Source organism: Citrobacter sp. MGH106 (assembly GCF_001037495.1).
In the GTDB taxonomy this organism is placed as follows: Bacteria; Pseudomonadota; Gammaproteobacteria; order Enterobacterales; family Enterobacteriaceae; genus Citrobacter; species Citrobacter murliniae.
The window spans coordinates 3,289,652-3,311,126 of sequence record NZ_KQ089822.1 but is presented as its reverse complement, the minus strand read 5'-3'; the positions used below and the strand labels follow the sequence as shown (position 1 = coordinate 3,311,126).

Here is a 21,475-nt window from a genome sequence, read left to right as displayed (position 1 = left end):
ATTGCTGTGTTGATCCTGAAAAAAACTAACTCCGGGTAATAGTTTATGACAATTTTGATGATTATGTTTATGAATAATTATTGAATTTTGATGAAAACAGGATTTTAGACATAAAAAAGCACGGATCGGAAAAGCTGAGGGGTATATTCGGGGTAAAGGCTGATGGTCTCTGTAAGTGTGAGCGGCCAAAAAGTACTTTTGGCCGCAGGAAAATCAAGCTTTATGTCGGTTATCAGGTAAGAATATGGTCAGTATCCCAAGAAGTGGAAGGAAAGCACATATTTTATAGACCAAATCGATACTGGTATGGTCGGCAACCAGCCCCAACACCGCAGCGCCGAGGCCCCCCATGCCAAAGGCAAATCCGAAGAATAGCCCAGAAACCATGCCGATACGCCCTGGAAGTAGCTCCTGCGCATAGACCAGAATGGCCGAAAAGGCCGATGCGAGGATAAAACCAATAATCACGGTTAAAATCCCGGTCCAGTGGAGCGTTGCATAGGGTAAAACGAGGGTAAATGGCGCTACACCAAGGATAGAGCCCCAAATAACATATTTTCTGCCAATCTTATCGCCTAATGGTCCACCAATAACCGTTCCGGCCGCAACGGCAAACAGGAAAGCAAACAGGTGAAACTGGGCATTTTGTACCGATAATCCGAATTTTTGCATCAGATAAAAGGTGTAATAGCTGCTGATGCTCGCCATATAGAAGTATTTGGAGAAAATCAGCACCAACAGAATGCCAACGGCCAACACCACCTTATTACGTGGTAGTGGATTCACAATAGCGACTTTCGGCTTACCTTTACTCATTCGATGCTGTGCTGCATACCAGCGGCTGATTTGCGCCAGTACCACAATCGCTAATAATGCCGCCAGAACAAACCACGCCACATTACCTTTTCCATATGGCGCGATGATGACAGCCGCCAGTAAGGGCCCCAGAGAGCTCCCGAAGTTGCCCCCGACCTGGAAGATCGACTGAGCAAGTCCATGGCGACCACCGGAGGCCATACGCGCCACACGGGACGATTCTGGGTGAAATACCGATGAACCGGTACCGACCAGCGCAGCGGCAAGCAACACCATGTGGAAACTGCCCGCCATGGCCAGTAAGACGAGCCCGCTGAGTGTGAAGCACATTCCAATGGGGAGCGACCACGGCATCGGGTATTTATCCGTCCAGTAGCCGACAACAGGCTGAAGCAGAGAGGAGGCCAGCTGGAAGGTCAGAGTAATCATCCCGATCTGCATAAACGTCAGCGAGAACTCTGACTGCAACAGCGGGTAAATCGCCAGGATCAGCGACTGAATCATATCGTTAAGCAGGTGGGAGAGGCTGATGGCACCTAAAATGCCAAATGAGGTGCGTGCTTTTTGCGACGGCGCAGCGGAGCCGGGGATCGGTTGAGCGGTTTGATTCGTTGCCATAGGTTCACTTCAATGATTATTAGAGGGTGCAGATGAAATTATTATCCGACTAACATACCTGCGGTTGGTGTTTGAAGGAAGTCTCATTTCTGAAAACATTTTCGGCTATTATTTCATATCATTGTAATTTCAGCGGTTGATATTGAGTCAGGGAGAGAAACATGAAATTTTTGCAACGGGGCGTGGCGCTGGCGTTATTGGCCGCATTTGCGGTGGCAGGTCAGCCTGCTCAGGCTTACGAAAAAGATAAAACCTACAAAATTACTATTCTGCATACCAACGATCACCACGGCCATTTCTGGCGCAGCGAATATGGTGAATACGGACTTTCAGCGCAAAAAACGCTGGTGGATGGCATTCGTAATGAGGTTGCTGCAGAAGGCGGTAGCGTACTGCTGTTATCCGGCGGCGATATAAATACCGGCGTACCGGAGTCTGATCTCCAGGATGCGGAGCCTGATTTTCGTGGTATGAACCTGATTGGTTATGACGCAATGGCGGTGGGAAACCACGAATTTGATAATCCATTGACCGTATTGCGACAGCAGGAAAAATGGTCAAAATTCCCGTTTCTTTCTGCCAATATTTACCAGAAAAGTACCGGTGAGCGTTTATTCAAGCCGTGGGCCATTTTTAAGCGTCAGGATTTAAAAATTGCCGTTATTGGTCTGACTACTGACGATACGGCGAAAATTGGTAACCCGGAATTTTTCACCGATATTGAGTTTCGTAAGCCTGCGGACGAAGCCAAACTGGTGATCCAGGAACTCAATATGGGTGAAAAGCCAGATGTCATTATTGCTACCACACATATGGGGCATTATGACAACGGCAACCATGGTTCAAACGCTCCAGGTGATGTGGAAATGGCGCGCAGCCTGCCTGCGGGAGCGCTGGCGATGATTGTGGGTGGTCACTCACAGGATCCAGTGTGTATGGCGTCGGAGAATAAAAAGCAGGTTGATTACGTGCCGGGAACACCATGTGCGCCAGACAAGCAAAATGGTATCTGGATTGTACAGGCGCATGAGTGGGGGAAATATGTTGGTCGTGCAGACTTTGAATTCCGTAACGGCGAAATGAAAATGGTGAACTACCAACTTATTCCGGTAAACCTGAAGAAAAAAGTCACCTGGGATAACGGTAAAAGTGAGCGCGTACTTTACACCCCGGAAATCGTTGAAAATCAGCAGATGCTCTCTCTGCTGACGCCTTTCCAGAATAAAGGCAAAGCGCAACTGGAAGTTAAAATTGGTAGCGTAAATGCGCGTCTCGAAGGTGACCGTAGCAAAGTGCGGTTTGTGCAGACCAATATGGGGCGTTTGCTTCTGGCCGCACAAATGGCGCGTACCAGCGCTGATTTTGGTGTGATGAGCGGGGGGGGCATTCGTGACTCCATTGAAGGCGGTGATATTACTTATAAGAGCGTGCTGAAGGTACAACCGTTTGGCAACATAGTGGTGTATGCCGATATGAGCGGTAAAGAGGCCATTGACTATCTGACCGCGGTAGCGCAAATGAAGCCTGACTCCGGTGCTTATCCTCAGTTTGCTAACGTCAGCTTTGTGGCGAAAGACGGCAAGCTGAATGATTTGCAGATCAAGGGCGAACCTGTTGATCCTGCAAAAACCTATCGCATGGCAACGCTAAGCTTCAACGCCACGGGGGGAGATGGGTATCCGCGAATTGATAACAAACCGGGATACGTGAATACCGGGTTTATCGATGCGGAAGTGCTGAAAGAGTTCGTACAGAAGAATTCACCGCTGGATGCCAGCGCGTATGAACCGAAAGGTGAAGTGAGCTGGCAGTAACAGGGCTATTTTGTTCGCCATTTTGAACCCGGGCACTGCTCGGACAGAATGTGCAGAGTTGCGCCCTGTATCAGTAGCAGGCCCGGTAAACGTTGCGTTACCGGGCAAAAGAGAGTTAGTCACGACGTGCGATATCAGCGAATTTAGCATCCAGAATTTTTGCCAGATCGCTTGCGGCCAGTTCGATGTCCAGCCCGCGTTTACCACCGGAGACATAAATGGAGTCAAAGGTTTGGGCTGGTGCATCGATCACCGTAGGCAGGCGTTTTTTCTGTCCCAGCGGACTAATGCCGCCAACCAGATAGCCGGTAACGCGCTGTGCGACCATGGGGTCGGCCATATCGACTTTTTTAGCCCCTAACGCTTTCGCGACTTTTTTCAGATCCAATTGTCCGGCGACCGGCGTGACGGCGACCGCCAGCTGTTTCATATCGCCATTCATAGCAACCAGCAATGTCTTGTAGACCTGATCTGCATTCAGACCTAATTTACGTACCACTTCGTCGCCAAAGTTTGTCTCCGACGGATCGTGATCGTAGGCGTGGATCTGAAAAGAAATCTTGTTTTTTTCGAGTAATTTAACGGCGGGTGTCATAGCAATTATTCCTGACTAACACTAAATACGCTTTAAGCATACGCCTGATGATGGTGTAAAAAATAGTACCATCTTGCGCAATAGTATTGGCAGGATGCTGACTTTGAGCGACAATCAACCTGGATCGATGCATTAAGCATCGGCATAATAATAACGATGAAATTCCTCTTTGACGGGCCAATAGAAATATTGGCCATTTTTTTATCGTAACATCTCCGGCAAATTTCCTTCTCCATATAGATGAAGCGCGCCCACAGCCACCACATAGCGGCCAGCTGGCATTGCACAGAGTCGATCCCGCCAGGCTTCATTTCGCTGGTGCATCAGTACGTCATACAACGACTGACTGAAGGTATTGGGTAGCTTAAGATCGCTATTCTCCGGTGGCGTTTTTAGCCACCACCCCATCATCTGTTGCAGCAGTCTGGCGTTGGTATGCCAGTGTGTCAGGGTGTCGTCCAGTAAAGCCAGACCATTATCCGGTAACTGACACAACAGATCGATTTGGCTGGATGCGCCTTCCAGCTCAACGATTGGCCTCTGCTCCCGTTTTGCCGCCTTTAGCAACTGGTAATCAATTCCGTATTCTGCTCGTAGCCCCAACTGTTGCGCTTGTGTTGCCTGTAGCACCATAGCGATTTGCCATAACGGTTGAGTCGAAAAGAGGGAAGGGGAAATACCCAGTTCATCGGTAATTTTATGCAGTTGCTGACGTTGATCTTCACTTATCCGCTCGTCAAGCGGCGCAAAGGAGGGGAGATCGCTAAAAGGGGAATCGTTGCCGGAAACGTCGGCTTCAACGATCAAGGCATCTGCTTGCCGAAGTTTTTTGAGCAGTTTTGCCGGGAGTGGGGCCATATCGCGGGTGCCCATATGGATACTACCCACGAGATGAAAATGGCGATTGCCGGGCAAAGAGATGTCAATGGCAGGCCAGGTATAATGGTTGCCGCGTAGTGCAGACCATAATGCTTTTACCCGGTATAACAGATCCATACGACCTCCCGTTGAAAAATCTCATGCTAGCGCGTGGTCATGGAAGGTGCAATGAGTGAAATGCCGGATACGTGTTGCTAATGGTATCCGGCAAGGCGATTACTCTTTGGGTTTAAAGCGCAGTAATCGGTTAGCGTTGCTCACTACGGTAATCGAAGAGAGCGCCATCGCAGCACCGGCAACCACAGGATTAAGCAAGGTTCCGGTGAAGGGCCACAAGATCCCGGCGGCAACGGGGATGCCGATGCTGTTGTAGATAAATGCGCCGAGTAGGTTTTGTTTCATGTTACGCAGCGTCGCCCGCGAGATTGACAGCGCATCCGCAACGCCCATCAGACTATGGCGCATTAGCGTAATTGCTGCGGTTTCAATGGCGACATCGCTACCGCCACCCATCGCAATCCCCACATCGGCCTGGGCCAGTGCGGGTGCATCGTTAATACCGTCCCCAACCATGGCAACCTGACGCCCCTGGCTTTGCAGGCGTTTAATCGCATCGGCTTTGCCGTCAGGCAGGACGCCCGCAATCACTTCATCAATACCCGCTTCTTTAGCAATGGCGTTGGCGGTGGTCGGGTTATCCCCTGTGAGCATCACCAGACGATACCCAGCGCGGTGCAGACGCTGAAGTGCCGCCACGCTGTCACTGCGCAGTGGGTCACGTACTGCCAGCAGAGCTGCCGCTTTCCCGTCAATGGCCAACAGCACAGGGGTTGAACCCTGAGAGGCCTGTGCTGTGATTTCGGCGTCCATTGCTGTGGTGACAACCTGTTGTTCATTGAGCAGGGCCTGGTTCCCCAGAAGTAGTGAATGACCTTCCGCTTCGCCGCTGACTCCTAATCCGCGCAGCGTTCTGAAGCCATTCACCTGTGGCAGCACGGCATCACCGGCTTTGTCCAGAATTGCGCGGGCCAGCGGGTGGCTGGAACCTTGTTCAAGGGCCGCTGCCAGACGTATCACCTGAGCTTCATCGATATCACCGAACGTTTTGATGGCAACAACCTGCGGTTTACCTTCGGTCAGCGTCCCGGTCTTATCAAACACGACGGTATCAAGTGTGCTGGCACGTTGTAGTGCATCGGCATCACGTACCAGGACGCCAAACTCTGCGGCACGACCGACCCCCGAAATAATTGACATCGGCGTTGCCAGGCCCAGCGCGCAAGGGCAGGCGATAATCAGTACGGTGGTGGCAATGACCAGCGTATATACAATCTGCGGCGCCGGACCGAAGAAGTACCATATAGCGGCACTTACCAGTGCGATGACCACCACAACCGGCACAAATACGGAGGAGATTCTGTCGGCAAGTTTGCCAATTTCTGGCTTACTGCTTTGTGCCTGACGCACCATGCGAATAATGCGTGACAGCGTGGTGTGGCTGCCAACGGCACTGGCGCGGAACAGTACACTGCCATCCTGAACCACGGTACCCGCGTGGACACTGTCGCCTTCTCCTTTTTGTTGCGGGATCGGCTCACCGGTCAGCATGGCTTCATCCATCCAGGCTTCACCCTGGGTGATTTCGCCATCTACCGGAACACGGTCGCCAGTGGTCAGGCGCAATAGCATTCCTGTTTGAACATCTGCCAGAGGGATACTTTTTTCACCTTTCTCAGTGACCACGCGTGCTGTTGGTGGGGTGAGGTCGAGCAGTTTTTCCAGTGCTTTAGAGGAGCGCTGACGAGCGCGCGCTTCCAGCATATGTCCGAGGTTAATCAGACCAATAATCATCGCACTGGCTTCATAATAGAGGTGTCGCGCTTCCATCGGGAACCATTGTGGCCAGAGGTTAACGCTCATGGAATAGAGCCATGCCACACCTGTACCCAGCGCCACCAGCGTATCCATTGTCGCGGTGCCGTTCATCAGGCTTTTCCACGCGCTGCGGTAAAAATGGCCGCCTGCAAATACCATTACGGCGAGCGTGGCGAGGCCAATTACCAACCACAGGCTGCGGTTGTCGGCGGTGACCATCATGTTATCGCCAATCATTCCCCATACCATGACAGGTATGCCCAGCAGTAGTGCGACCGCAGCCTGCCAGCGAAAGCGTTTCATAGTGGCAACGGCTGTTTCCTGCTGGCGCTCACGACGTTTAACATCATCTTCAATGGCTTCTGCGCCGTAGCCCGCTTTTTCCACGGCCTGAACTAATTGTTCGGCGGACGCACTGCCCATGACCAGCGCAGTACGTTCCGCCAGGTTCACCCGTGCCTGCGTGACGCCCGGTACGTTTTGCAACGCATTTTGTACACGAGAGACACAGCTGGCGCAGCTCATGCCGCTTAACAGCAACTGTTGGCTGTCATCTTCAGCCGTAGCTGCCGGAAGCTCAGGAGGGACCGCTGCCAGCGCTTCCGACGGGATTGATGACTCCGCCAGCGGTTTAGCCTTTGGGTGGCTTAACTCTGCGCCATAACCGGCTTGCTTGATGGTTTCAATCAGTGCTTCAGCGCTGGCGCTACCAGTGACGTGCGCTTCAGTCACGGTGACATCCGCTTGCTCAACATCCGGACGTTGTTCCAGGCTTTCTTTTACGCGTTTAACGCAATGACCACAGGACAAACCGTCCAGGGTCAGGTCGATCGTTTGAGACATAACAAACTCCTTTCTTACGGGATTAACTGACTGTGATAAAGGTTAAACCTTCCAGCAAGGGGAAGGTCAAGGGAGTTTTTAGAAAAGATGAAAAAAGGCAGAAAGTCGGGAACGCAGCGACCGGCGTTCCCGGTAAGTTATTGATTGAGGACGATGAGTGGCGTTTGATTTGCCGGTTCATTTATCACCGTGAGATCGGCGCCGTAAAGCGCATTCAACGGCTGCTGTTTCAGTACCTCCTGCGGGCTATCGTTATCGACTATCTTGCCGTGTTCCATCAGCACGACACGGTCGGCATAGCGTGCAGCAAGATTGAGATCATGCAGTACGCAGCAGACATTAAACTGCCGTTCACGTACCAGATGCCGCAGTAAACGAAAAAGGTGCTGCTGGTGGTGAATATCCAGTGCGGAAGTAGGTTCATCCAGAAACAGCCACTTTGGTGCAGGTTCCGGCTCCCAAAGCTGTACCAGCAGACGCGCTAACTGTACTCGCTGCTGCTCTCCTCCCGACAAGTGTCGATAGTCGCGTGTAGCCAGGTTCTGGCAATCACATAAGTTCATGATATGGTCAGTTTCATCACCCGTGTTGCGCGTGCGATACGGATGCCTGCCCATACGAATGACTTCCTGAACGCTAAACGGGAACGCCATATGGCTGTTCTGGCGCATCACCGCGCGAGTTTTTGCCAGCTCGGTTATCGACCATTCATTCAGCGGTTTGCCGAGCAGCGAACAGCGTCCACTTTGTGGCTTCAGATAGCCTGTGAGCTGACGCAACAACGTTGATTTCCCTGCTCCATTGGGACCAAGTATGGCGATGATTTCGCCGCCTGGTAGCGTCAGAGAGACGTTATCAGTGAGTCGACGCCCATGAATGCTGTAAACCAGATTCTCGGCGATAATCATGACCCCCTCCGGCTGCGCAGTATCAGCCACAGAAAATATGGCCCGCCAATCAGGCTGGTCAACAAACCGACGGGCATTTCTGCTGGCTGCACCAATGTACGGGCCAGGGTGTCGGCAACCAGTAATAAACATGCGCCTGCCAGTGTGGAGCAGGGAATAAGCCAGCGATGATCGGCACCAGTGGTCATTCTGATCAGATGTGGAATCACCAGACCAATAAAGCCAATCACTCCGCTCACCGAAACGGCTGCGCCCACCAGCAGTGAGCTTAGCAACAGCAGTTGTTGCCGTTTACGTTTTACGTTCACTCCCAGGTAGTGTGCCTCTTCATCACCTAACTGCAGCAAATTTAGCGTTCCGGCGAGACAGGCGGTTACCGCAACGGCAGGAAGCACAAAGGAGCTGGCTACCAGCAGCGTTGGCCACTGCGCCTGCCCGAGATTACCCATCATCCACAGTGTCAGCTGGCGTAACTGCTGTTCATCGCCAATGTAACTCAGCACGCCGATTGCCGCGCCGCACAGGGCATTGATGGCGATCCCGGCTAACAGCAGTTGCATCATACCGCCGTGGTGGTGGCGCTGGCTTATCAGGAAAATTATCGTGCAAACCACCATGCTGCCTGCAACGGCAAAAATCATCTGCTCATACAGCACCAGCACAACAGGGAACGAAAACGGAATCACAATCGCGATGCCAACCATCAGCGCAGAGCCACTGCTGACGCCCAGCAGACCAGGGTCGGCCATCGGATTGCGAAAAAGTCCCTGCATGATGACACCTGCTGTTGCCAGCGCACCACCAACGAGGACGGCCAGTAAGACGCGCGGCAGGCGAATATTTAACCAGATATCACGATATTCTTCATCGAACAGAGCGCTGAAGCTAATGTTCAGCGCTCCCTGGCTGGCACCGAAAAGCATCAGCGCGAGCAATAATAGTGACAGGCCCGTCAATATGCTGACGGACGAAAGTGAGTCCTTGAGCACGCAAAACTCCATAACGTCTTTGCGGCGCGGAGCTCCCGCGCCGCGAGGGGATTACGCAGGTTTCAATTCAGGTTCAACCAGACTGTAGATCTGATTGTTAAGTGCAGGCGCATTGGCCAGTTCGCGAATATGTGCGGCAACATCCGCACGCATTACAAACCCGTGGCACTCCTGGCCTTGTATTCGCTGCGCCTTGCCTGTTGCTTCACCATTAAGCAGTCCGCCAGGGCGGAGAATGGCGTAGTCCAGTTGACTGGTTTGCAACCAGCTTTCAGCCAGCGATTTTTCCCGTACAGCCTGACCAAAGGCGGCCTTTGCCCGGGCGGATAAAAAAGGCCAACTGTCACCGCAGCCCAGCGATGTCACGAGGATCATCCGTTTGATGCCCGCTTTCTCGGCTTCATCAATCACGGTTCTGTGCGCCAGATAATCCTGAGTGCCGCCCATTGAGGAGATCAGCGTGGCATGTGGACCTGCAGCGCGGCAGGCGCAGGCGACTACCTGGCTATCGCAGGCATCGCCAATAAAAACCTGCACACCTCTTTCCTGTAATCCGGCAGCAACCTGTGCGTTGCGAATAACAGCAATCACCGGGCGTTGTTCTGCCAGCGCCAGTTCAAGTGTTTTTGCTCCGACACCGTTACCACCCGCGCCGAAAATAAGCCATGGAGACATCAGGCAAGTTCCTTTAGCGTTGAAGCCAGCGCGTGAAAGGCGCTGACCTGTTCGGCCAGTAGCTGGCGATGCTCATCCCTGCCGAGGAATATCTTGAACATTGCGCTACCCGCCTGGTTAAAGAAGAGGATGGACGCGGTGTCCATACCCATAAATTTGCGTTCAATCAGGGCAATATGCGTGCAGTTTTCTGCCTTGATATGACCGGTCATTCCTTTTTTCCCGCGCAGGTTGAAGTAGCCGTGACGGTGAAACCCGGATGGCAGTTCGCCAGTGAATTCCAGAATGACATCAGCAGTATGGACCAGGGTTGTGACTTTTCCCCACTCGCTGACCGTTTCCCAGACGGTATCAAACTTATCGCCGGAAACCAGCGTCAGGGAAGGGAGGTTTTTCACTACTTCCAGCAGCGTGGTGTTGTACTGGGCGGCGATGGCTTCCAGCGTACCGTCCGGCTCAGTTTTTAAAAAATCCTGTAAAGAGACATGGCTCATAAATCACTCCTGTTATGGTTGCTCTACCGCAATACGCGGTGCGTTAAGTTCCTGAATAAGCTCATCAAGGGACTGTAAAATATTGCTTGCCCAAAAGCGTCCTTCATTGGTCAGGCGCAGACAGGTGCTGGCATCGCGCGTCAGGCCAGCCTGGTGCCATTGGCTCAGTAAGGGGAGTAGTTTCCGAGCATGAGGCGTGAGTTCATCCAGCGGGACGCGGGCTGTTTCAATGCCTGCCTGTAGCGTATGTCGCCACTGGAAACCGCGCTCGGCGGTACGCATCATCATCATTAGCGGCTTTTTCCCGGCGGCAATGGATTCATGCCAGGTGGTCAGATTGCGTTCGACCATCCAGGAGTAGCCATTAACCGATCCCCCCGCGCCAGAGCCAAACGCCAGGCAGTCGGCCCCCTGTTTAATCAGCAGGTTGTACAGGTTGCGCTCGCGCGTTGTACGCGCCCAGTGGCTGTTGCTGATGCAGCGCCAGCCCGCGTTATCCATAAATTCACAGCCCTGTAGATAGAGATCGCGGCGCTCGGCTGGGGAGGGCACGGTCGTACGTCCGGTTTCAACCGCTTTGCCAAGAGGGGTATTAGGAATGAGGTTTAGTGCATAGAGGTCAACACCGTCGAGACCGATATCACGTGCGATTGCCAGATCTTCGCCCCACAGTTTTGCGTCCTGTCCCGGCAGACCAAACAGCAGATCACATACCACGGCAGCACGATCCCGCTGAACCAGCCCTTGCATAAATGCAATGGCGGTTGGGCCATCTGAGGTTCGGGCCATTTTTTTGCGGATCCGACTATTAAAAGACTGAATACCGATCGAAAACCGATTAGCCCCGGCATCCAGGCAGGCATCGATTCGGGCATCGTCAAAGTTGAGTACCCGACCTTCAATCGTTATTTCACAATCCGGAGCCAGAGGTAGCTTTTCACGCAGCGCAGTGATGATTCTGGCCAGATCCCGTGCCGATAGCGCCGATGGTGTACCGCCGCCAAAATAGACGGCGTGAATCGGTGCTGACTGGTGTAATGGGCTGTCGGCCTCCATCTCTATTTCACGCAATAGTGCGTTGGTATAGCGAGTGCAGTGATCTTCTTCAAACCGGTTTTGATAAAAACCGCAGAAAGTACAGTGTGTTGCACAAAAGGGGATATGCAGGTACACCAGTCGTTTACGTGGAGGGACGGTCTGGCTGATGACATTCTGCCAGGTTTGTGACAACAACTCTTTTGCAACAGGGATAGCCCCGCGCCACGGCATCGTGGCGCGGCGATCCTTAAATGGTTGGTTTCCCTCCAGAGCAAAATGTGGGGTGAGATCCAGCGTGTCTTGAGTTTTCATACTTCTTTATAAATCCCTTTCGTGTGGCCAGAATTGCTGGTGTAGCGCTTCAACCGCGTCAGCGACGCGAGGACCCATGCCCAGGATCAGCGCCTGGTCTATCGTCACAATGCGCTGATTTTTCCAGGCGGCGGTGCGGGTAATACCGGCAATAGCGCTGAGACGATTAAGATCGCCATCCACCATTTGTGACGTCACGACGATGACCTGCGGATTTGCGGCAATCAACGACTCTGCGCTGTAGCTTTTATACTGGGCATGTGAGGCGACATTCTGTGCCCCGGCAAGCGTCAAAATGGCATCGGCAACGCTGCCTTTCCCGGCTACCTGTGGCGCGCTGCCACCAGCGGAGAGGATAAACATGGCTTTAACCGGCGCTTTTTTTGCCGCCACACTCTGCTGAACGCGATCCAGACGCTGATGAATACGCTTGACCAACGCATCGCCTTGTTCAGGCATTCGCAGTGTTTTTGCCAGCTCATGGATATTGGCGTACATCTGTTCAACCGTGGCCGGTACACGCGGCAAGGTGACAACATTCACTTTTTGTGCCCGCAGTTGATCCAGTACGATCTGCGGGCCAGCGTCCTGCCAGGTGATAAAGCTGTCCGGATGCAGCGATAAAATGCCTTCGCTGCTCAGTTGCTTCCAGTAACCGATATGTGGAAGCGCTGCAGTTTCTGGCGGATAAGAGGTGGTTTCATCGACGCCAACCACGTAGTTCCCGGCACCTATGGCGTAGATCAGTTCGGTCAGCGATCCGCCCGCCGCCACCAGACGTTCGGCGGACTGCGCGTTGAAGATGCAGGCGAGGCTCAGTAAACCAATAATGAGTTTCTTCATTGTCAGAAATTCCACGCAAAGCCAACCGCGGCATTGAAACCCGCTTCCGGAATAGATTCATGTGCGGTTCTGTAACGTTTATCGGTCAGGTTATTGAGTGCCAGATTGACCTGATACTGATCCTGCGGACCGAATTCGGTATTGAAGGCGAGATTAAGCGTTGCCCAGCCCGGATAATTTATTTCCGTACTTCCGGTGTTATCTTTGGCGCTGGAGGCCGCGCGGATAAACACATCTGAGGTCACGTTAGCGGCATTCAGCAGCAAGGTATGTTTCAGACCCACGCGTCCAGTCAGTGTTGGTTCGCCGGTATCCCAGGTTTTCATGGTGTCGCCTTCATACTGGCGGCGAATAATGTTGCCGCTCAGATAGGGGGAAACTGCCCATCCGTTGTACTCTGCGCTTAACTCCATGCCCCAGGTTTTGGCGCGATCGATGTTGTCGTAGTAGAAATAGCCTCCTCGTGAAGAGTTGCTATTGCCGTTGCACACGGGGTTGCCGGCACAAGCCAGGCTGGCGATATAGTCTTTGGCTTCTGAATAGTAAATCGCGCCGTCAATCAGCCACATCCCCCCTTTATAACGGGCTCCCAGCTCATAGTTATTGGAGTGTTCCGCTTTCAGGTCTGGATTACCGTAGGTGACGCTGCCACCCGCAGATGTCTGCATAAACAGCTGAGTGAGCGTCGGGAAGACATAACCCTGCGCATAGGCTGCACGTAGCTCGAGATCTTTAAAGCCGGAATAACGCAGGCTGGTAGAGGTGACCAGTTCATCGTCATGTACTGAGTTTCCTCCTGCTGATTGCCATGTGGTCCCGCTGCTTTGCGTCGTTTGCGTATCGTTACGATTGAGTTTTGAAGAGAGCCAGTATTGGCGAGCACCAACGGTCCACGTCCAGTTATCGGCAAAACGCCAGTCGTTTTGTGCAAACAGAGAGGTGTTGCTTTGTTCGGCTTCAATATGAGATAGCGTCCGGGTTTGTATATCAAAGTAGCCGGTCGCCGCCGTCTGACGCGTATTGCCGTCTGTGTCTTGCTTCACTTTGTCGTGTTGATACTGAGTACCAATGACCAGTTCATTGTTCGCCGGAAGGGAGAAATTACCCTGAAGCGTGACACCCTGGGTGTATTGTTTATCGTTGGTATAAGTCTGCTTATTCACCGTCAGCGCTTTGATCGCTGGGTTGGGAATAACCTGAGTGGTTTTGACCCGGTTCTCAAACTTACGCTCTATCGTCTGATTGTATGCGTCAATATGGATTTTCTTCAGGTAATCCCCGTCTGCCGCATAGTCATAGAACAGACCTACTTTTTCGCGTTCCAGTTTAGGTATTTTGACGCTGAAGTCGTCGAACTGACCTTCCGGATCGTTAAACCAGGTTTGTGTGGACAGTTTGTAACGGTCGAGTGACAGACCGATTTTATGGCGATCGAGGTTATAGCCAAGCCAGACGCCCTGGCCGTTATTGCGGAAGTTGGTATTCGATAACCTTCCGTCAGGCGTATCGCGATCGCCCTGATCGGAATAGCTACCATTGATACGGTAATCAAAATTTTCAATGCTACCCCAGGCGGCTGCCGATTCTTCCCATCCTGCCGTCGCGGAGTTGTAGACTGCTTTAATGCTCCCGGCAAGGGGCTTATCGCCGCCTTTTTTCGTAATAAAGTTCACCACCCCGCCAATAGCCTGCGAACCATAGAGTACGGAGTAGGGGCCTTTGACAACCTCAATACGTTCCAGGGCTGATTCGTCAATAAGCAGGCCAGCGCCGTAGTTTTGACCGGCGCGCTGGTAGCTGACGACCTGACCGTCTATGAGTATCAGTACGCGTGAAGAGGCTTCACCGCGGATGCGGATTTGTTTTCGGCCTGCAAGGGCGTTATCAGTGACTTCAACGCCGGGTATATCCTTTAAATCGTCGGCAATAGAAACGTTGGTGGAGTTTTGCAACGTCTGGCGGTCAATAACCTGAATCGTCGCCGGGCTTTCCCAGAGACTGCTTTCCGAACGGTTTGCCGTGACGATCACCGTGTCGTCGGCTGATGCTGATGTGTGTGTGGTCGTAGTTGTCGATGCTGAAACAGCCCCTGAAACACATAATGTCAGAGCTGAAAGAATAAACGGCCTTTGGCTAATCCGTGGCAACATAAGAGAACCTTTTATTGAATGTTAATGATCATCATTATCATTCGCGTTTGTATATAAAATTGTATCCAGATGTTCAATATCAAAGGTGTAAAACCAATGCATCTTTTGATTTGAATCAATTTTGTATCGTTGATGCGGGTGGAATTGTGATCGGGATGGCGCATAACCTTGTGAATAGGCTGGCTTTTTAAATTAATCGTTGATGTACCTGTTGGGGCGTTTCGCCGGATAAGGGATTACTGCAATCTGGGCTATAATGTGGCTCTGCATTGAGAGAGCTGTGGGGGATGATGTGAATATTAGTGATGTGGCGAAAAAAACCGGATTAACCAGTAAAGCTATTCGCTTTTATGAAGAGAAAGGGCTGGTGACTCCGCCGCTGCGTAGCGAGAACGGATACCGCACTTATACCCAGCAACATCTGAATGAACTGACGTTGTTGCGACAAGCGCGGCAGGTTGGGTTTAATCTCGAAGAGTGCGGTGAGCTGGTGAACCTGTTTAACGATCCGGCACGTCACAGCGCAGATGTAAAAAAACGTACTCTCGAGAAGGTGGCTGAAATCGAACGGCATATCAGCGAATTACAGGCGATGCGGGGACATTTGCTGGCGCTGGCAAACAGTTGCCCTGGCGATGACAGCGCCGAATGTCCAATTATTGATAATCTCTCCGGCTGTTGTCATCACAAAGCAAAGGTTTAGCGGCGAGAGGGATTGAGCATAAATACTACCGTACCGCGATACCACGGGGATTTTTCAAGCTGAGCTTCAGCCTGCGGATCCCGGCTACCGTTTTGCACCAGCCCAAGCTTAAATGGTATGCGTAACCGGATGAGCGCGGGCAAATACGCCTGATAATTTGCCACAGTGTGACGTCCCTGATAGCTCTGAACTACCAGTTCATCGACCGGCAATGCGTTCAGCGTGGCGATATCGCCGGTTTTCGCCCAGTCCAGCAGCCCGGTAACGCCAAGGGCGAACTCTTGCGGTAACTGTTGGCGAAGCTGACGCAGGAAGTGAGCGTAATCCGTGAGCTGATGAGTTGCAGCGTCAAAATCAACCTGCAAACCGACAACGTGATTCCCGGCAGACTGCCAGCGTTGCAACAGCCGTATGATACGCGCCGGAATCTCTTCCGGCACGTCGAGGGTGGTGAAGCGTACGGTCAGCCAGATTGTTGGAAATGTCAGACGACTGACCGGCAAGCCGAGCCGCTGAAAGATTACTTCCCCTGACTGAATGACTACTTCACCCTGATGCAAATAGACCGTTTGCGCGTTCTGGAGTTCGTTGCTGGCTTTCACCCCTGACCACAACCAGAAGGCCGGATGGTCGCGGGCGGTGACAATTTCCGTAGCCTGTACCTGTCCGGCCAGCAGCGCAGCTACCAGTAATATTTGAGTTTTTGCGCCCACGGGCTTCCTGGATACTGTGTCTTCAGTTGCGTGAACCACTCTTTACGCTGTGATTTATCCACCTCTGCGCCACCGCATTCGTTCGAACCTGATGGTGCATAGCACATGATGGCGCGATACAACGCAAAGCTTTTATCCTCGAGTTCCGCTTTTGGTGCAGCAATAACCTGCTGATAGTAGCGCTGTCTGTCGTACTGACCGAACGGTTCTTTACGTGAAATTGCCACTTCCAGCACATCATTGCCTGTACTGTTTGCCCACAGATCAACACGGGTTTGCGTGGTACGGAAAAACTCACCCAGACAGTTCAGAGCGTGGGCATCATCCGCTTTTTTGCTTAGCACTGTGACTGTTTCAGTCAGGCTACGGCATGCGTAACCGGCCTGAGCGGCATCGCCGTTCCAGTCAAAGGTGTTCAGATTGACATCAGCAAACGCATCTGCGGATACCGGTTGCGTAATTGCGCTGGCAAGTTTTCTGTCATTCAGCCAGTCGCCAAAGCGATTCTCGGTTAAATCCCGCACCAGTAGCGTATGCAGCGCGATGGTACGCTCTTCATTATTTGGTCCGTGGGTTGCCTGCTGGCGCAGTAGTTCAGGAGAGGCTTGTGTTTTCAGCACCTGTGAACGAAAACGCAGGTTTGTAACCATGCTGTTCGGGGCGAAAACTGCCGCCACATCGCCGCTGTAGACCAGCGTTGCCGCCAGTTTAGCCTGCACATATTGTTGCTGTTCGTTATTCTGGCTATGTTTCAATAGTTGCTGCCAGAACTCACGCGCCGCAGACCACTGCTTTTGCCCCATCAGTGCTTCGCCATAAAGCACTTGTTCGCTGAAGGCGAGAGTGTCGTTTGCGGGGAGTTTCTGCGCCGGGGTTACTGCCTGAACAATGGCTGTGTAGTTGCCAGTCGCCATCCACAGATTTAGTTGCAGGTTGTGCCACAGCGGCAGTTTTCCGCTCTTCTCGAAAACGGGCTTGCTGGCGTCGAGCTGCGCCTGAGTCAGTGTCGGTTTGTCGTCGTTGTTTAGTCGCAGGGCGCGCAGCAGTTCGATATAGCTGACCCATGGGGCGTCAGGGAAGGTCTCAACTGCAGATTGCTCCAGGAACTGCATGCCAAAAACATTATCGTATTCGATGACCGCGCTACGCAGTTGCGGTGCGTCGGCTGCCTGCTGGAAGCCTTGCTCATACAGTGTTGCCAGCGGCGCCCACGCTTGCAAATACCAGTTAATACGGCGCAGCATACCGCGCGCAGAATCGGCGTAAAGTCCCTGCGGGAAGTGTTGCAGATAAGTTTGTGCCAGAGTCTGTGCCTGAGCGGCATCCTGGCGGTTGATTCTGGCGATATCAAAATCACCGTATTCACCGACGCTGTTCTGACTACTTTTATTCAGCGCCGTGCGCATCAACATGTATTGCGCTGTTTCTGCCAGCCACGGACGATCGCTGGTGGCAAGCTGCGTGAAATTCTGTTCCGCATTGACGTAGTCGCCTTCATAGAAACGCGCGGCGGCGATCAGATAGGTTTTATACTGTTGCGCGGATGAATCGGCTGGGATTGAGGTGAGGGAGGACGTAATCTGCTCGCCGGTCGCGCCGGACAATAACCCCAACCGCGCCCGGGCTAACGCCTGGCGTTGTTCAACCGTTAACGAGGTATCGGCCAGTAGCGCGGCAAAAAACTGACTGACGCTGTCCCTGTTATTTGAAACATGGCGGTTTTCATTCTCTGTGTCGTCGGCATTTATCTCTTCGGCGGCGATCTGCAGCTTGTCCATCTGGCGAGCAAGCGTGTCATCTGCACGTTGCTCCGGCGTAGCGGCGGCTGGCGACGTGATTTCATCCCACTGCGGGTGATACGCAAAATAGAAATCGCGGGAGCGGGTGATATCCTCAGGCATTGACTGAACGGGCAGGGCGAATGATTTTTCCTGGCTTAACAATCGCAGCAGGTTATCCCGGCTGTCGTTTTGCGGGCTGAATACCGGGATACCTTTTAGCAGACAGTGGTCATCACTCCATTTGCAATCTTCCATATCAAAAGAAGCAAATGCCTGAGGGGCTCCTGACAACAATGAACAAAGGGCTAGAGCGAGGGATGTCTTCCTGACCATAATCTTATTTCCTGTATGATTTATTGTGATACGGCTTTGATAACCAGGGTGATACCCTCAATGGCAACCACTTCGACCTGCGTACCGGCAGTCAAATTATCGTTCGCACTGACCGGCCAGGAGCTGTCGCCAACGCGCATATGCCCGCGACCATTCACCAGCGTGGTCTCCAGAATAAACCGGCGACCGACCAGCTGCTGCCCGCGCTGATTGAGGTGGCTGTCAGCTGGTTTCTGCTCCTGTACGCGCTTTGCCAGCCACTTCCACCACAGCCAGGCTGCCAGCAACGTTAACAAGGCGAACATCGCACCCTGCCACGCCCAGTCGAGCGGAAGTAGCCAGACCACCAGACCGGTGATCACCGCTGCTACACCGCTCCACAGCAGATAACCGTTACCGCCCAGCATCTCGGCGGCCAGTAACAGACCACCGAGGCTAAGCCAGAAGATATGTGGGTGAACCAGAATCATCGCTATCATGATTTTTTCCGTTCGCTGGCGCTGTCCTTAATTAATTCGCTGATGCCGGCAATCGAGCCCATCAGGCTGCTGGCGTCCAGTGGCATCATCACCACTTTACTGTTATTTGACGAACCGATTTGTTGCAGCGCTTCGGTGTATTTCTGAGCCACGAAGTAGTTCACCGCCTGAATATCCCCGGCGGCAATCGCCTCCGAAACCATCTGAGTTGCACGAGCTTCGGCTTCGGCGGAACGTTCGCGCGCTTCTGCCTGTAAAAACGCGGACTGGCGTTCACCTTCCGCTTTCAGTATTTTCGACTGCTTCTCACCTTCCGCTTTGACGATCTCCGCCTGGCGGATCCCTTCGGCTTCAAGAATGTAGGCGCGTTTGGTACGTTCCGCTTTCATCTGGGCGTTCATCGCGTCGATAAGTTCAGCCGGTGGGCGTACATCGCGGATCTCAATTCGGGTGATTTTGATGCCCCAGGGATTGGTGGCTTCATCAACGATATGCAGCAGACGTGTGTTGATGTTATCACGCTGGGAGAGCATTTCATCCAGCTCCATGGAGCCGAGAACGGTACGAATGTTGGTCATGGTCAGGTTGATGATCGCCAGTTCAAGATTACTGACTTCATATGCTGCTTTCGGCGCGTCGATCACCTGAATAAAGCACACTGCATCGATAGAAACGTTGGCGTTATCTTTGGAGATAACTTCCTGCGACGGGATATCGAGAACCTGCTCCATCATATTGATCTTACGACCAATTCTATCCATGAAGGGCACCACGAGACTTAAGCCTGGCTGCAGGGTTTTGGTGTAACGGCCAAAACGCTCCACTGTCCACTGGTATCCCTGCGGGACGATTTTGACGCCTGCGCCGACGATTACCAGCGCGACAAAAATGAGAATGGGGATAAAAATGAGCATTGATGAAACCTCCTGTTGTGCTGTCCTTTACTACCTGATTAATCAAATTATACCCGATTAATCAGGGTGGGCTCCCCTATAATAAATTACAGGGATATATCCGTCATACTTCAAGTTGCTTGTGCGTTAGCTACGTTCGTTCACCCCAGTCACTTGCCGCCTTCATGCAACTCGAATTATTTTGGGTATAGACTGTCTGCACGAAAGATGTAAAAAAGGGATCTGTAATGGAAGAAAGCAGAATGTTGCTTCAGTTAAAAAATGTCGCCTGGCAGGCGGGAACGACGAAAATTCTCAATAACATCAGTTTTAATCTCAACGCCGGGGAATTTAAGCTGATTACCGGTCAGTCCGGCTGCGGTAAAAGTACGTTACTGAAGATTGTGGCGTCGTTAATTAGCCCGAGTGCCGGTGAGATTATTTTTGAGGGAAAGGAGATAACTACCCTCAAACCCGAAGCTTATCGTCAGCAGGTTTCTTATTGCGCGCAAACCCCCGCTTTGTTTGGCGATACTGTCTACGATAACCTTATTTTCCCGTGGCAAATCCGCAATAAACGCCCTGAACCTGATACGTTTCTGGCCGACTTGGCCCGCTTTGAACTGCCTGAGGAGATCCTCAAAAAAAATATTAATGAACTCTCCGGAGGCGAAAAACAGCGTATCTCATTAATTCGCAATTTGCAGTTTCTGCCCAAAATCCTGTTGCTGGATGAAATAACCAGCGCACTGGATGAGGCCAATAAACGCAACGTGAATGAATTAATTCACCGCTACGTTCGCGAGAAAAATATCGCAGTGCTGTGGGTTACGCACGACAAAGATGAAATTAATCATGCGGATAATATCATTACCCTTCAGCCGCATGCCGGAGAGATGCAGGAAGCAAGCAATGAACGAGCATAATATTACCAATGAATCACTGGCGTTAGCGATGATGCTGGTGGTAGTGGCGATACTGATTAGTCACAAAGAAAAACTGGCGCTGGAAAAAGATATTCTCTGGAGCGTTTGCCGGGCGGTGATCCAGCTTATTATCGTCGGCTATGTGCTGAAATATATCTTTGGTGTTAACCACAGCATTCTGACTCTAGTGATGGTGCTGTTTATCTGCTTTAACGCTGCGTATAACGCGCAAAAACGCAGTAAATATATTGATAAAGCCTTTATCTCGTCGTTTATCGCCATTACGTCGGGAGCGGGAGTGACGCTGGCTGTTCTGGTTCTGTCCGGTTCCATCGAATTCGCGCCAATGCAGGTGATCCCAATTTCCGGCATGATCGCAGGTAATGCGATGGTGGCGGTCGGGTTATGTTACAACAACCTGGGGCAGCGGTTTAACAGCGAGCAGCAGCAAATCCAGGAGAAATTGAGCCTCGGTGCCACGCCGAAAGTGGCGTCTGCGCCGCTTATTCGCGACAGCATTCGTGCGTCATTGATCCCGACGATCGATTCAGCGAAAACTGTGGGACTGGTGAGCTTACCAGGGATGATGTCGGGCTTGATCTTTGCTGGTATCGATCCGGTAAAAGCAATTAAGTATCAGATAATGGTGACCTTTATGCTGCTTTCTACCGCCAGCCTGTCGACCATTATTGCCTGTTATCTCACTTACCGGAAATTCTACAATTCGCGCCACCAACTGGTGGTGACGCATTTGAAAAAGCCGTGATGTGATGCCGGATGCGTTTTTTCTAGGCCCGA

19 protein-coding genes are annotated in these 21,475 nt (G+C 52.1%); 4 read left to right on the top strand and 15 right to left on the bottom strand.

What is annotated here, in order from left to right; genetic code table 11:
* Positions 1 to 213: 213 nt before the first annotated feature.
* Entirely contained in the window at positions 214 to 1,434 is a 1,221-nt protein-coding gene (locus SK36_RS15515; RefSeq protein ID WP_045440668.1) for an MFS transporter, read from the bottom strand.
* Positions 1,435 to 1,595: 161 nt separating this feature from the next.
* Between SK36_RS15515 and ushA the strand changes: the two genes are divergently transcribed.
* Positions 1,596 to 3,248 (top strand): bifunctional UDP-sugar hydrolase/5'-nucleotidase UshA, encoded by a 1,653-nt coding sequence (gene ushA, locus SK36_RS15510; RefSeq protein WP_048221930.1) that lies wholly within the window; start codon positions 1,596 to 1,598, stop codon positions 3,246 to 3,248.
* Positions 3,249 to 3,363: 115 nt separating this feature from the next.
* Here the strand turns inward: ushA and ybaK are convergent, their stop codons facing one another.
* The 10 genes from ybaK to SK36_RS15460 form a co-directional block, all read right to left on the bottom strand.
* The gene (gene ybaK, locus SK36_RS15505; protein WP_045440673.1) at positions 3,364 to 3,843 is read right to left on the bottom strand and encodes a Cys-tRNA(Pro)/Cys-tRNA(Cys) deacylase YbaK; all 480 of its coding nucleotides are present in this window, start codon (positions 3,841 to 3,843) and stop codon (positions 3,364 to 3,366) included.
* 201 nt (positions 3,844 to 4,044) lie between these two features.
* Positions 4,045 to 4,839 carry a TraB/GumN family protein gene (locus SK36_RS15500; RefSeq protein WP_048221929.1) on the bottom strand — a complete coding sequence of 265 codons (795 nt, stop codon included), beginning with the start codon at positions 4,837 to 4,839 and terminating at the stop codon, positions 4,045 to 4,047.
* A gap of 99 nt (positions 4,840 to 4,938) precedes the next feature.
* Complete coding sequence (gene copA, locus SK36_RS15495) at positions 4,939 to 7,440, bottom strand: copper-exporting P-type ATPase CopA (RefSeq protein WP_048221928.1); 2,502 nt, start codon at positions 7,438 to 7,440, stop codon at positions 4,939 to 4,941.
* A 137-nt stretch (positions 7,441 to 7,577) separates the two neighbouring features.
* Complete coding sequence (locus SK36_RS15490) at positions 7,578 to 8,348, bottom strand: heme ABC transporter ATP-binding protein (RefSeq protein WP_048221927.1); 771 nt, start codon at positions 8,346 to 8,348, stop codon at positions 7,578 to 7,580.
* The gene (locus tag SK36_RS15485; protein ID WP_048221926.1) at positions 8,345 to 9,337 is read right to left on the bottom strand and encodes a FecCD family ABC transporter permease; all 993 of its coding nucleotides are present in this window, start codon (positions 9,335 to 9,337) and stop codon (positions 8,345 to 8,347) included. Before SK36_RS15485 ends, SK36_RS15490 begins: the two co-directional genes overlap by 4 nt.
* Positions 9,338 to 9,388: 51 nt before the next feature.
* Positions 9,389 to 10,012 (bottom strand): anaerobilin reductase, encoded by a 624-nt coding sequence (chuY, locus tag SK36_RS15480; protein ID WP_045440683.1) that lies wholly within the window; start codon positions 10,010 to 10,012, stop codon positions 9,389 to 9,391.
* Positions 10,012 to 10,506 (bottom strand): heme utilization cystosolic carrier protein HutX, encoded by a 495-nt coding sequence (hutX, locus tag SK36_RS15475; RefSeq protein WP_045440686.1) that lies wholly within the window; start codon positions 10,504 to 10,506, stop codon positions 10,012 to 10,014. The genes chuY and hutX overlap by 1 nt, the downstream gene beginning before the upstream one ends.
* A gap of 12 nt (positions 10,507 to 10,518) precedes the next feature.
* A complete protein-coding gene (gene hutW / locus SK36_RS15470; protein WP_048221925.1) occupies positions 10,519 to 11,856 on the bottom strand; it encodes a heme anaerobic degradation radical SAM methyltransferase ChuW/HutW in 1,338 nt (445 codons plus the stop codon).
* 6 nt (positions 11,857 to 11,862) lie between these two features.
* Entirely contained in the window at positions 11,863 to 12,699 is an 837-nt protein-coding gene (locus SK36_RS15465; RefSeq protein WP_048221924.1) for a heme/hemin ABC transporter substrate-binding protein, read from the bottom strand.
* 2 nt (positions 12,700 to 12,701) lie between these two features.
* The gene (locus SK36_RS15460; protein WP_048221923.1) at positions 12,702 to 14,849 is read right to left on the bottom strand and encodes a TonB-dependent receptor plug domain-containing protein; all 2,148 of its coding nucleotides are present in this window, start codon (positions 14,847 to 14,849) and stop codon (positions 12,702 to 12,704) included.
* 292 nt (positions 14,850 to 15,141) lie between these two features.
* Between SK36_RS15460 and cueR the strand changes: the two genes are divergently transcribed.
* Positions 15,142 to 15,552, top strand: a complete 411-nt coding sequence (cueR, locus tag SK36_RS15455; protein WP_045449474.1) for a Cu(I)-responsive transcriptional regulator — start codon at positions 15,142 to 15,144, stop codon at positions 15,550 to 15,552.
* On the opposite strand, the gene SK36_RS15450 is transcribed toward cueR, so the two are convergent.
* From SK36_RS15450 to SK36_RS15435, 4 genes are read right to left on the bottom strand one after another with little or no spacing between them, the layout of a single operon-like run.
* Entirely contained in the window at positions 15,549 to 16,265 is a 717-nt protein-coding gene (locus SK36_RS15450; RefSeq protein ID WP_048221922.1) for a DUF3142 domain-containing protein, read from the bottom strand. The genes cueR and SK36_RS15450 overlap by 4 nt on opposite strands.
* Positions 16,235 to 18,379, bottom strand: a complete 2,145-nt coding sequence (locus tag SK36_RS15445; RefSeq protein ID WP_048221921.1) for a PA5441 family protein — start codon at positions 18,377 to 18,379, stop codon at positions 16,235 to 16,237. The genes SK36_RS15450 and SK36_RS15445 overlap by 31 nt, the downstream gene beginning before the upstream one ends.
* 20 nt (positions 18,380 to 18,399) lie before the next feature.
* Positions 18,400 to 18,858 carry an NfeD family protein gene (locus SK36_RS15440; RefSeq protein ID WP_045440699.1) on the bottom strand — a complete coding sequence of 153 codons (459 nt, stop codon included), beginning with the start codon at positions 18,856 to 18,858 and terminating at the stop codon, positions 18,400 to 18,402.
* A complete protein-coding gene (locus SK36_RS15435) occupies positions 18,855 to 19,772 on the bottom strand; it encodes an SPFH domain-containing protein (RefSeq protein WP_045440701.1) in 918 nt (305 codons plus the stop codon). The genes SK36_RS15440 and SK36_RS15435 overlap by 4 nt, the downstream gene beginning before the upstream one ends.
* Positions 19,773 to 19,999: 227 nt before the next feature.
* On the opposite strand from SK36_RS15435, the gene fetA reads away from it, so the two are divergent.
* Together fetA and fetB are read left to right on the top strand one after the other, a co-directional pair.
* The gene (gene fetA / locus SK36_RS15430; RefSeq protein WP_045440710.1) at positions 20,000 to 20,677 is read left to right on the top strand and encodes an iron efflux ABC transporter ATP-binding subunit FetA; all 678 of its coding nucleotides are present in this window, start codon (positions 20,000 to 20,002) and stop codon (positions 20,675 to 20,677) included.
* Positions 20,664 to 21,443: an iron efflux ABC transporter permease subunit FetB gene (gene fetB / locus SK36_RS15425; RefSeq protein WP_045440713.1), complete on the top strand. Its 780-nt coding sequence runs from the start codon at positions 20,664 to 20,666 to the stop codon at positions 21,441 to 21,443. Before fetA ends, fetB begins: the two co-directional genes overlap by 14 nt.
* Positions 21,444 to 21,475 lie beyond the last annotated feature (32 nt).

What these genes read in the sequence shown, in the direction of transcription:
- hutW (WP_048221925.1), bottom strand. Translation starts at nt 11,856, where the DNA reads ATGAAAACTCAAGACACGCTGGATCTCACCCCACATTTTGCTCTGGAG.
- SK36_RS15460 (WP_048221923.1), bottom strand. Translation starts at nt 14,849, where the DNA reads ATGTTGCCACGGATTAGCCAAAGGCCGTTTATTCTTTCAGCTCTGACA.
- SK36_RS15500 (WP_048221929.1), bottom strand. Translation starts at nt 4,839, where the DNA reads ATGGATCTGTTATACCGGGTAAAAGCATTATGGTCTGCACTACGCGGC.
- ybaK (WP_045440673.1), bottom strand. Translation starts at nt 3,843, where the DNA reads ATGACACCCGCCGTTAAATTACTCGAAAAAAACAAGATTTCTTTTCAG.
- SK36_RS15515 (WP_045440668.1), bottom strand. Translation starts at nt 1,434, where the DNA reads ATGGCAACGAATCAAACCGCTCAACCGATCCCCGGCTCCGCTGCGCCG.
- ushA (WP_048221930.1), top strand. Translation starts at nt 1,596, where the DNA reads ATGAAATTTTTGCAACGGGGCGTGGCGCTGGCGTTATTGGCCGCATTT.
- fetA (WP_045440710.1), top strand. Translation starts at nt 20,000, where the DNA reads ATGGAAGAAAGCAGAATGTTGCTTCAGTTAAAAAATGTCGCCTGGCAG.
- chuY (WP_045440683.1), bottom strand. Translation starts at nt 10,012, where the DNA reads ATGTCTCCATGGCTTATTTTCGGCGCGGGTGGTAACGGTGTCGGAGCA.
- SK36_RS15465 (WP_048221924.1), bottom strand. Translation starts at nt 12,699, where the DNA reads ATGAAGAAACTCATTATTGGTTTACTGAGCCTCGCCTGCATCTTCAAC.
- hutX (WP_045440686.1), bottom strand. Translation starts at nt 10,506, where the DNA reads ATGAGCCATGTCTCTTTACAGGATTTTTTAAAAACTGAGCCGGACGGT.
- SK36_RS15490 (WP_048221927.1), bottom strand. Translation starts at nt 8,348, where the DNA reads ATGATTATCGCCGAGAATCTGGTTTACAGCATTCATGGGCGTCGACTC.
- SK36_RS15440 (WP_045440699.1), bottom strand. Translation starts at nt 18,858, where the DNA reads ATGATAGCGATGATTCTGGTTCACCCACATATCTTCTGGCTTAGCCTC.
- copA (WP_048221928.1), bottom strand. Translation starts at nt 7,440, where the DNA reads ATGTCTCAAACGATCGACCTGACCCTGGACGGTTTGTCCTGTGGTCAT.
- SK36_RS15445 (WP_048221921.1), bottom strand. Translation starts at nt 18,379, where the DNA reads ATGGTCAGGAAGACATCCCTCGCTCTAGCCCTTTGTTCATTGTTGTCA.
- fetB (WP_045440713.1), top strand. Translation starts at nt 20,664, where the DNA reads ATGAACGAGCATAATATTACCAATGAATCACTGGCGTTAGCGATGATG.
- SK36_RS15435 (WP_045440701.1), bottom strand. Translation starts at nt 19,772, where the DNA reads ATGCTCATTTTTATCCCCATTCTCATTTTTGTCGCGCTGGTAATCGTC.